The organism is Arthrobacter sp. JCM 19049 (assembly GCF_001310435.1).
The window spans coordinates 1-8,645 of the sequence record NZ_BAXF01000067.1; the positions used below are offsets into that span (position 1 = coordinate 1).

Annotated in this window: 5 protein-coding genes and 5 pseudogenes; 1 reads left to right on the top strand and 9 read right to left on the bottom strand. The window is 63.7% G+C overall.

Going from position 1 to position 8,645, the window contains the following annotated elements:
* Window positions 1-763: pseudogene (locus tag JCM19049_RS05280) on the bottom strand (GTPase HflX); the annotation flags it as partial.
* A 430-nt stretch (window positions 764-1,193) separates the two neighbouring features.
* Here JCM19049_RS05280 and JCM19049_RS05285 point away from each other — a divergent pair.
* Window positions 1,194-1,799 (top strand): class I SAM-dependent methyltransferase, encoded by a 606-nt coding sequence (locus tag JCM19049_RS05285; protein WP_054821043.1) that lies wholly within the window; start codon window positions 1,194-1,196, stop codon window positions 1,797-1,799.
* A gap of 64 nt (window positions 1,800-1,863) precedes the next feature.
* Here JCM19049_RS05285 and dapF read toward each other — a convergent pair.
* The 8 genes and pseudogenes from dapF to JCM19049_RS05315 form a co-directional block, all read right to left on the bottom strand.
* Window positions 1,864-2,792 (bottom strand): annotated as a pseudogene (dapF, locus tag JCM19049_RS05290) (diaminopimelate epimerase).
* 29 nt (window positions 2,793-2,821) lie between these two features.
* Window positions 2,822-3,741, bottom strand: a pseudogene (gene miaA / locus JCM19049_RS05295) (tRNA (adenosine(37)-N6)-dimethylallyltransferase MiaA).
* 7 nt (window positions 3,742-3,748) lie between these two features.
* Window positions 3,749-5,276: pseudogene (miaB, locus tag JCM19049_RS05300) on the bottom strand (tRNA (N6-isopentenyl adenosine(37)-C2)-methylthiotransferase MiaB).
* A gap of 111 nt (window positions 5,277-5,387) precedes the next feature.
* Window positions 5,388-5,657, bottom strand: a complete 270-nt coding sequence (locus JCM19049_RS05305) for a regulatory protein RecX (protein WP_306420694.1) — start codon at window positions 5,655-5,657, stop codon at window positions 5,388-5,390.
* Window positions 5,639-6,037 carry a hypothetical protein gene (locus JCM19049_RS18805; RefSeq protein WP_279402521.1) on the bottom strand — a complete coding sequence of 133 codons (399 nt, stop codon included), beginning with the start codon at window positions 6,035-6,037 and terminating at the stop codon, window positions 5,639-5,641. Before JCM19049_RS18805 ends, JCM19049_RS05305 begins: the two co-directional genes overlap by 19 nt.
* A 233-nt stretch (window positions 6,038-6,270) precedes the next feature.
* Window positions 6,271-7,320, bottom strand: a pseudogene (gene recA / locus JCM19049_RS05310) (recombinase RecA).
* Between the two features lie 52 nt (window positions 7,321-7,372).
* Entirely contained in the window at window positions 7,373-7,729 is a 357-nt protein-coding gene (locus tag JCM19049_RS22260; RefSeq protein ID WP_306420693.1) for a DUF3046 domain-containing protein, read from the bottom strand.
* 118 nt (window positions 7,730-7,847) lie between these two features.
* Window positions 7,848-8,276 (bottom strand): helix-turn-helix domain-containing protein, encoded by a 429-nt coding sequence (locus tag JCM19049_RS05315; RefSeq protein WP_054821044.1) that lies wholly within the window; start codon window positions 8,274-8,276, stop codon window positions 7,848-7,850.
* Window positions 8,277-8,645 lie beyond the last annotated feature (369 nt).

The window sequence follows — 8,645 nt, forward strand, 5'->3', positions numbered from 1 at the left end:
AACCGAGGCCGCCGCCGGCGGCGCCAACCCGGCCACCGGCCTGACGGGACATCGACTCACCCCAACCGCGCAGGCGCGGCAGCAGGTACTCCAGCTGTGCCAGTTCCACCTGGGCCTTGCCCTCGCGGGACTTGGCGTGTTGGGCGAAGATGTCCAGGATCAGTGCGGTGCGGTCAATGACCTTGACCTTGACGATGTCCTCCAGCGCACGGCGCTGGGAGGGCGCGATCTCCGCGTCCACGATCACGGTGTCCGCCCCGGTGTCGGCGACGATGCCGCGCAGTTCCTCGGCCTTGCCCGACCCCAGATAGGTGTTCGGGTCGACCTTCAGGCGGCGCTGCACGACCCCGTCCAGGACTTCCGAACCGGCGGTTTCGGCCAGCGCGGCCAGTTCGCGCAGCGAGTTCTCGGCCTCCTGGGCGGTCCCTTCGGACCAGACCCCGGCCAGCACCACGCGTTCCAGGCGCAGCTGGCGGTTTTCAACTTCGGTGACGTCTTCGAGTTCGGTGGACAACCCGGCTACGCGGCGCAGCGCGCGACGATCGGCCAGATCTTCCTGGAAGCCGTCGTATTCGGTATGCTCCTGGACGAAACTGTCCAGGGCAGTGGCGCGGTTGGCGAAGATGTCATCTTCGTCCTCGGCGGCGAACCGGTGCGTGGTCGGCGTCTGCTGCTTGTCGGCAGCCAGGATCCGGTCGATGGCAGCCTGGATCTGCTCGTCATCCATCGGCGAGTTGTTCTCGTTGGACTCGGTATTGGTCATGTTCCCCTTTGAAGTGCTGTACATTCCAGAATAGTGCTCGCTACCCCCGGTTGGCGATTGGCCACGGGGACGTTCGGTGTGATTCGACATGGTTGTCTTCCTTGCGCTGTTCGCTGCTGATTAATGATTCGAATCGGCAACACGCTGGAACAAGGGAATTTAAGATCCCTGGCAAACACTTCACCTTGAGAGCTGGGCAAGGAAGGGAAGCAGTCCAAAGAGAAAAACCCTGATGTCGTCCATGGAATCTCAACGCTGGGGGCATCAGAAATATGCCCGGGCTGTTAGCGGGATTCGCGGGTTACCGTACTGACGGTGTTAGACGAAAATCAGGATCATGCCAAAAATTCTACCAGTTGCCCGGTCCTGGCGATATTGCGTAGCGCACATCGTTTGTTGGCCGTGAACACTCCGGGATAATCTTCGGTGTATGAGCTCGGATCACTACTTCAGCGCCACACCCGCGTCCGCCGATGAACGGCGCACCATCACGGTCGAGCTCAACGGCCAGAAGTACCAGGTGCAAACCGCTTCGGGGACCTTCTCCCCCACTGGGCTGGACAAGGGCACCGCGGTGCTCTTGGAGCACGTGCCGGCCCCACGCGGCACCGTCCTGGACATCGGCTGTGGCTGGGGTCCGATTGCCATGACCGCGGCACTGCAGAACCCGGATTCGAAGGTTTACGGGGTTGAGGTCAATGAGCGCTCGATCGACTTGGCCCGGCTCAACGCCCAGGCGCTTGGACTGGAGAACCTGAGCATCAGCGACCCCGCCGGGATGGAGGATGACCTGCAATTCGACACCATCTGGTCCAACCCGCCGATCCGCATCGGCAAGGACGCGCTGCACGAGCTGCTGCTGAAGTGGCTGCCCCGGCTGGCTCCGGGCGGTGAAGCGTGGATGGTGGTCCAAAAGAACCTGGGCAGCGATTCACTGCAGAAGTGGCTGTTGGGGCAGCTGCCAACGGACTGGAGCATCACCCGCGAGACCAGTTCCAAGGGCTTCCGCATCCTGAAGGTCACCCGGCCGAACTAATCCGTGCCCGGGCCAAGCGCCGTTCAAAGGTGGCTGGTCTTGGCCAGCACGAAGCGCTGCCTGCCTAGTCGCGGGTCAATACTCCGCGCCCGACCAGGACCGCTGGGCCGCTGAGGATGACATCGTCGGTGCCGTCCTCGTTCTTGCGGAAAGCCACCCCCACTTGTCCGCCGGGGATGTTCACCACCCAGTCATCGATTACCGTGGTCGAGCCGGCCCAATAGCGGACCGCCGCCGCGGCGGCACAGGCTCCGGTGCCGCAGGAGAGCGTCTCCCCGACCCCGCGCTCGTGAACCCGCATGGTCACGGCCCCAATCCCCTCGGAGACCAACGGCTCGGCCGGCACCACGAATTCCACGTTCGTCCCGTGTTCGGGCACCGGATCCACGGCGGGCGCGACGCTCAGATCCAGGGCCGAGAGCTCCAGCATCTCGGCCAGGGCCACCACGGTGTGCGGATTGCCCATGGTGATGGACAAGGCCGGGCGTCCCTGCTCCCAGCCGTGGGCTCGCACCAGGCTGTCCAGCGCGTTGTCGGTGGCCTGTTCGGAATGGATCAGCCCCAGGGACCCAGGTTGACCGCATACCCGTCCTCCAGCCGGGTCACCTGCTTCACCCCGGCACGGCTGCCAATCTGTAGGGTGCTGCCCACCGGCAGGTCCACCAGCTGCTCCTGGATCAGGAAATGCACGAACAGGCGCACCCCGTTGCCGCACATTTCCGCGATGGACCCGTCGGCGTTGCGGTAGTCCATGAACCAGTATGCGTCGGGCTGTGCCTCCACCTGGTAGGCGTACTCCTCCACGGCTGCGGTGGGCACGGCACGGATGACCCCGTCACCGCCGAGCCCGAAGTGCCGGTCGGCCAGCGCGGCCACGTGCTCGGCCTGCAGCACCAGCTGGTCCTGGGGGTCGGAGATCAGCACGAAGTCGTTGCCGGTGGCGTGGCCCTTGGCATAGGACAGACCGGTGAGCTGATCAAGTGCATGAGCCATGGGGGTGTCCTTTGCTGGCGGTGGTTTCGCTAGTGCGCGGCGGCGTCGCTGGAGACAAGTTCCAGCGCCCGCTCTATGGTTCCATCCTCGGTGGGGTCCAGCCAAGTAACCCGGTCATCTGCCGAAAACCAGGTAATCTGGCGGCGGGCGAACTTGCGCGTGGCCACGATGGTGGTGTCGATGGCCTGCTCGCGGGTGAGCTTCCCATCGATCAGGTCAATATACTGCTGGTAGCCGATGGCCCGGGACGCGGTTTTCCCCTCACGCAGCCCCCGATCAAGCAGGCCACGCACCTCATCTTCCAGGCCCTGTGTATCCATGTGGTGCACCCGGGCGGCCAGACGTTGATGCAGTGCCGGCCGGTCCAGGTTCAACCCGATTTGGACGGCTGGCTGGAAGTACTGGCGGTGGGCATATAGGAGCTGAACGCACGCCCGGAGATCTCATGGACCTCCACGGCGCGGATGGCGCGGCGCAGGTCCAGGTTCCGGGCCGCCGAAACCGGGTCTACCGCGGCCAGGTGCGCGCGCAGCGGCGCTTCACCTTCGTGATCCACCTGCTCTTCCAGGCGCCGGCGCACTTGCGGATCGGTGGGCGGGAAGTCGATGACATCCAGTGCCGCACGCACATAGAGCCCGGAGCCGCCGACCATGACCGGCACCCGGCCGCGGGAACGGATCTGCTCAAAGCGGATGCGCGCCTGTTCCTGGAAGCGGGCCACCGATGCCTCCTCGGTGATGTCCATGATGTCCAGCAGGTGGTGTTCGATGCCGCCGCGCTCCCCCAGTGGCAGCTTGGCGGTGCCGATGTCCATCCCACGGTAGAACTGCAGGGCGTCGGAGTTGACGATCTCCCCGCCCAGCTGTTGGGCCAGGGCGATCGCCAGATCCGATTTTCCGGTGCCGGTGGATCCGACGACCGCGATCACCGGCAGGTGTGCTGCATCCACGTCCCGGCTACTTGCGCACCATCAGGGTGGGCATGCCCAGGCTGGTCTTGCCCGGGGTGCTGTTGCCGCCGGAGGCCGGCACCCCGCAGCTTTCGGCCTGGGCGCGGTCCCATGCGTCCCCGGCCCGTGAACGGCGCAGCGAGTACTGCTCCAAGCTGGGGTCGGAGATCAGGTGGAATGCGGCGGCTCGGTGATCGGCAGGTCACCAAGTCCCCCGGGCGCGGCTCTGGGCACCTTCGGGCACCGAGAAGTGCACCAGGCGCTGGTCCTGGGAACGCCCGGCCAGGCGGTGAGTTTCCTCGGACTTGCGCCCGGACTGTTCGGTGACCAGTACCTCCACGGTGCGGCCCAGTTGCTTGGCGTTCTCTTCCTTGGCGATGCGGTCCTGCAACGCGGTCAAACGTTCGAAGCGTTCCTGGACGACGGCCTTGGGCAGCTGCTCCTCCATGGTGGCCGCAGGGGTGCCCGGGCGCGGCGAGTACTGGAAGGTGAACGCGGAGGAGAACCGGGAGGCTTCGACCACATCCAGGGTGGCCTGGAAATCCTCTTCGGTTTCGCCGGGGAAACGACGATGATGTCGGTGGTGATCGCCGCGTGCGGGATCCGCTCGCGCACCTTGTCCAGGATGCCCAGGAATTTCTTGGAGCGGTACGAACGGCGCATGTCCTTCAGCACCTTGTCCGAACCGGACTGCAGCGGCATGTGCAGCTGGGGCATGACGTTCGGGGTTTCGGCCATGGCTCGATGACGTCATCGGTGAATGCGGCCGGGTGCGGGCTGGTGAAGCGCACGCGTTCCAGGCCCTCAATCTCACCGCAGGCGCGCAGCAGCTTGCCGAAGGCCAGCCGGTCCCCGAACTCCACACCGTAGGAGTTCACGTTCTGGCCCAGCAGGGTCACCTCGATGGCGCCGTCGGCGACCAGGGCCTTGATTTCGGCCAGGATCTCCCCGGGACGGCGGTCGCGTTCCTTGCCGCGCAGGGAGGGAACAATGCAGAAGGTGCAGGTGTTGTTGCATCCCACGGAGATTGACACCCATCCGGCATACACGGATTCGCGGCGGGTGGGCAATGTGGAGGGGAAGACGTCCAGGGTCTCCAGGATCTCCAGCTCGGCCTTCTTGTTATGGCGTGAGCGAGCCAGCAGGGTCGGCAGTGAGCCGATGTTGTGGGTTCCGAAAACCACGTCCACCCAAGGCGCCTTCTTCAGGATGGTGTCCCGGTCCTTCTGGGCCAGGCAGCCGCCGACGGCGATCTGCATATTCGGGCGTTCGCGTTTCAGCGGGGCGAGGCGCCCCAGGTTGCCGTAGAGCTTGTTGTCCGCGTTTTCGCGCACGGCACAGGTGTTGAAGACGATCACGTCGGCCACGTCATCGACCTGCTCGTCGGGTTTGCGGCTCAACCCGGCATCCTCGAGCAGGCCGGAGAGCCGCTCGGAATCGTGCACGTTCATCTGACAACCGAAAGTGCGCACCTCATAGGTGCGGGGCAGGTTTTCGTCGTCAATCGGGGTCAGGGTTGCTTGCTCAGTCACCATTCAAGGTTACCGAATCTTACCGGTCCGGACATCTTAGCCTTGGCTGTTCTGAGCGCCGGCTAAGACGTCGGCAGCCGTCGGGGGCCGCGGCTGCGTATCCGCGCGTCGGCCCTAGTGTTCGCCGAAGCGGGCGTCCCATTCCTCACGCGCGACGCGGAAGGCCATGGATCCGTTGTAGCCCTTGCGCCCAAGCATCCCCACCAGTCGACGCAGTGCCTTTTCGCGGTCTACCCCCATGGATGCCGGACGCAGTTTGGTCCGGGCCAATTCGCGGGCCCGCTCTTCCTCGTCCGCGTCATCCACTTGCTCCAGGGCCATCTGGGCGATTTCGTCATCGACTCCCTTGGACCGCAGTTCATGCTTCAGCGCCTGGCGGGCCAGCCCCCGGGTTCGGGTGCGGGCACGGACCCAGCGTCGGCGAACTTCTGGTCATCCACCAGGTCGACCTCGATGAAGCGTTCGATGACCTCATCGGCGATGGCCTCGGGACACTCCTTGTCCAGCAGCTTGTCCTTCAGCTGTTTCGCAGACTTGTCGCTGGCGGTCAGCTGGCGCAGCAGGATGGCGCGCGCCTTCTCCCGCCATTGGTCATCGCTGAGTTCTTCGGGTTCTTCGGTTTCCCGCTGTGCCTTGGGCAGGCGCTTGGCGGAGCGCTTCTTTTTTTCGGCCTTCCGCGCCGGAGCGGGTGATTGCATGATCCGCTCCATGGAGGCACGCAACTCCTCCACCGTGGCTGGCGAACCGTCCTCGGCACCTGCCAATTGCGCGGATGCGAGTGGACCGGACGTCGCGGTGGAAGGTGTGCCTGCGGAGCATCCGCCGCGGCACCCGCCGCAACCGAATCGTCGTCTACGGCCTGCTCGTCGGGGTCGGGTCTGGCCCAGTCGGGCATCTCCTGCGGGTCACCGAAGAACTCATCGGATACGCGCTCGGCGCCGTACCCGGAAGAGTTTCCGGGCACGGCGCCGCGTTTCTTACGTGGGGGCACTGCTACTTACTCGCCTTCGACGACGCGCAGGCCTTCGGTGTCCTCGCCCTCGGCCTCTGGCATTTCCACAATGCCCAGCTTCTGCTTGATCTGCAGTTCCAGCTCATTGGCCAGATCCGGGTTGTCACGCAGGAAGCGGCGGGCGTTCTCCTTGCCCTGCCCCAGCTGGTCGCCGTCATAGGTGAACCAGGCACCGGACTTCTTGACCAGCCCGTGCTCCACGCCCATGTCGATGAGGCTGCCTTCACGGGAAATACCCACACCGTAGAGGATGTCGAACTCGGCCTGCTTGAACGGCGGGGCCATCTTGTTCTTCACGATCTTCACGCGGGTACGGTTGCCGACGGGGTTGGCGCCTTCCTTCAGCGTCTCAATGCGGCGGATGTCCATGCGCACCGAGGCGTAGAACTTCAGCGCCTTACCACCGGTGGTGGTTTCCGGGCTGCCGAAGAACACACCGATCTTTTCGCGCAGCTGGTTGATGAAGATGGCGGTCGTCTTCGAGGCGGAAAGGCGACCGGTGATCTTGCGCAGGGCCTGGGACATCAGGCGTGCCTGCAGACCCACGTGGCTGTCGCCCATTTCGCCTTCGATTTCAGCACGCGGCACCAGGGCGGCCACCGAGTCGATGACGATGATGTCCAGGGCGCCGGAGCGACCAGCATGTCCATGATTTCCAGGGCCTGTTCACCGGTGTCCGGCTGGGAGACCAGCAGGCGTCGGTGTCCACGCCCAGCTTCTTGGCGTATTCGGGATCCAGGGCGTGCTCGGCGTCGATGAACGCCGCGATGCCGCCAGCCGCTGCGCGCTGGCTACGGCGTGCAGGGCCACGGTGGTCTTACCCGAGGATTCCGGGCCGTAGACCTCCACCACGCGTCCGCGCGGCAGTCCGCCAATGCCCAGGGCCACGTCCAAGGCGACCGAACCGGTGGGAATGGCTTCGATGGGCGCGCGAGTGTCATCGCCCAAACGCATGACCGAGCCCTTGCCGAATTGCTTGTCAATCTGGCCGAGGACTGATTCGAGCGCCTTTTCCCGATCATTTTTTGCTGCCATGGTTCACCTTTAAGTCGTCGTGGCTACCTGGGTATGCCTATCGATATTTGTCTTACTGCTCTCCACAGTAGGACTGCGCTCCGACACTTTGGACTCGATGACGCCAAGTGTGGAGAAGTTTTGTGTTTTTCTGCGCTTGCGCGTGTGTACGAAAACAACGGTATCCGAACACGTGTTCGAAATCAAAGCTTCTGCCTTCGAACACGCCGGGAAGTTTATTCCTTGATTTCGATGTCCGGGCCCAGCCAACGGTCCGTCGGCACTTCCTGTATGCGGCAGACTGCTTCCCACACTGTTTTCGGTCGATTCCGCGCTCCAGCGCCTGGGAGGCGTTCAGACTACCCAGCTCGGTGAGCGCCAACGAGCCGGCCAACACCCGGGAGTACCGGGGACCGAACTCATGCTCCATGTTTCGCCAAAAATCGCTTAATCGCACGTAGTTATTCTCCCACGAAATACCAGCAGGACCCCCGCCCAAGGCGAAGGTCCTGCCGGTGTTTTAGAAGTTTGAAATGTCGGGATGTTGATTAGTTGGATGCCGAAGCCAGCGGCTTGTTGAAACGCTCCGGAAGATCGGTGGCGAATTCGCTGGACAGCTCGGAGGGGATGGTGTCCGGGATGGTGATGCCTTCGGCCAGTGCGATGCGTTCGGAAACCTCGCGCAGCATCAGTGACAGTGGCACCTCCAGGGCGATGCAGATCGAGGACAGCAGTTCGCTGGAAGCCTCCTTCTGACCGCGTTCGACTTCCGAAAGGTAGCCGAGGGACACACGGGCACTATGGGAGACCTCGCGTAGAGTGCGGCCCTGACGCTGACGGACGTCGCGTAGGACATCACCGATTTCGTGACGGAGTACTACCATTTTGTGCTCCTCCTTCTCGTGCTGGACCTCGGCTGGTTGGCCCATGTCGCGCCAACGGACAACTCCATTGACTGTGACGGGTTGCTTAACCATGTGTGTTGCCTTTGCTCCTGGGTCCTAAATTCGGGTCTGAGACCCGGCCGAGATACCCTCGGCCGTTGTCTGTTTCAACGGTGCCACCGGGTCTTTTGTTCCCGGTACCCTTACCCTAATCAATACTTTGCGACGAACGCCACATCACCAGCCAATTAACGGGAACTGTTGCGATATGTGTTGCCGCTTCTAATTATTTCGAGCCAGCCTGTGAATTTTCTTGGCCGAGCATGGCAACTAGCTGTTGCAGCGCGGCCATGGTGCTCTGCTCCCGGATCCGTTGCCGGCTGCCGACGAGTGGTGGAGCACCGACCCGGCCTGCGTAGCGGTGGCCCAGCCGATGTAGACGGTGCCCACGGCCTTGCCGTC

Bases quoted from the DNA above. Each gene is read 5' to 3' on its own strand.
- JCM19049_RS22260 (WP_306420693.1), bottom strand. From the start codon at position 7,729: ATGGAGCATGAGTTCGGTCCCCGGTACTCCCGGGTGTTGGCCGGCTCG.
- JCM19049_RS05315 (WP_054821044.1), bottom strand. From the start codon at position 8,276: ATGGTTAAGCAACCCGTCACAGTCAATGGAGTTGTCCGTTGGCGCGAC.
- JCM19049_RS05285 (WP_054821043.1), top strand. From the start codon at position 1,194: ATGAGCTCGGATCACTACTTCAGCGCCACACCCGCGTCCGCCGATGAA.